Genomic DNA, 1,581 nt, shown 5'->3' with positions numbered 1-1,581 from the left:
AAACCTAAGTCGATTCGACTTAGGTTTTTTTGTGTTTATTTTTATATATGAAATGTCATAATCCATACATTTAGTAATTTTAAAGAGGGAAGAGAATGAAATAGAGATAGTTTCAAATGAATGTTGGATGATAATTGGGTAAAGAGGTATAAAGTAATAAGTTTGAATATTAGCTGAAGGTAAGGATTACCTTTTATATGAATTGAGTTGTAGCATAACTAAAAATATTTTACTTTTTATATGAAAGCGGTATGTGGAAAATAGCTATCCATTTGTTTTTTACATACCATTTTTCCAGTTTCAAAGGATTTCACATAAGAAAAAACCTATAATTAAGATAGTTAACATATATTTTTTGATGGGTGTGGGGGATTATGAAAGAAATATGCATGTTATTAGTGGCTGTTATACTATGGGGGACAGCCATTGCACCAACAAAGTGGGCACTAGAATCTATTCAACCATTTACTTTGTTATTTATTCGCCTTTTCTTCGCGGGTGGGATCTGTTTACTATTCTCATTTAAAGAATTAAAAAGATCGGTTGTACATAAACAAGTACCATGGAGAAGGATGAGTTTACTATCTTTTACTGGTGTAGCTGGTTACTTTATGTTCACATCCTACGGTATTTCCTTAACAAGTGGATTGCATGTTAGTATTATTGATGCTGCTTTACCTTTAGTTACAATTCTTTTTTCGGCGTTCTTTTTGAAAGAAAAAATTCAGTTTAATTATTGGGTCGGTATTGTACTCGGGGCTGTTGGAGTACTTCTTATTACAATCCCATCTAATAACGGAGATCAAGAAGTATCTTTAATAGGAGATACCCTTATTTTATTAAGTACTTTCTTATTTGCTTTCTATACAGTATTGCTAAAAAGGCCAAAACAAGAACAGTATCTATCAAACAAGGTTTTTACAACATTAACTTTAATTATTGGAGCTGTTATTCTATTACCATTTGCAATGGCAGAAACTTTTTACTATGGTTTCCCAAAAGTTGAAACATGGAAGGTAGGGCTAAGTGTAATATATCTTGTTATTGGGGCAACAATTTTAGCGTATTGGTTTTGGAATAGAGCATTAGAGACAGTCTCGGCATCAGTAAGTGGATTATATTTAAATGCGTTACCGTTAATAAGTATTGCTGCTTCCATTATTCTATTAAATGAATCTTTAACATGGAGAATAGTAATAGGTGGTAGCTTAGTTTTATTTGGAGTGATATGGGCAGATAAACGTAAGTTAATTGATGTATTTATGTCAGGCGATCGAAAAATTAAAGAGAATGAAGAATGTTAAAGTTTATAAGAGTATGTATATAATATTTAATGAAAAGGATGCCTTGTGTAATAGGATGTCCTTTTCTTTATTTCGTTGAAATAGAAAAAGAGGAAACTAATAATGAAAATACCTTTGAAATTATTTTTATTATTAATTGAATAAAAAGTGTTGACGATTGTAGGTTAGAAGTGTAATATAGAACAAGTCGCCGATGACATTAACGTCGAAAGCGATAAACGAAATGAAAAACTTAGTTGACATTAACTAACGAAGATGTTAACATAAGGAAGTCGCA

The 1,581-nt window shown here is 30.9% G+C and carries 1 protein-coding gene; it reads left to right on the top strand.

What is annotated here, in order from left to right; genetic code table 11:
• The first annotated feature begins 374 nt into the window (after positions 1–374).
• Positions 375–1,304, top strand: a complete 930-nt coding sequence (locus VF726_RS31465; RefSeq protein ID WP_440174137.1) for a DMT family transporter — start codon at positions 375–377, stop codon at positions 1,302–1,304.
• The last annotated feature ends 277 nt before the right edge of the window (positions 1,305–1,581 follow it).

Source organism: Bacillus sp. Brlt_9 (assembly GCF_051948935.1).
GTDB lineage: Bacteria > Bacillota > Bacilli > Bacillales > Bacillaceae_G > Bacillus_A.
This window is presented reverse-complemented; position numbering and strand designations above follow the sequence as displayed.

What these genes read in the sequence shown, in the direction of transcription:
- VF726_RS31465 (WP_440174137.1), top strand. Translation starts at nt 375, where the DNA reads ATGAAAGAAATATGCATGTTATTAGTGGCTGTTATACTATGGGGGACA.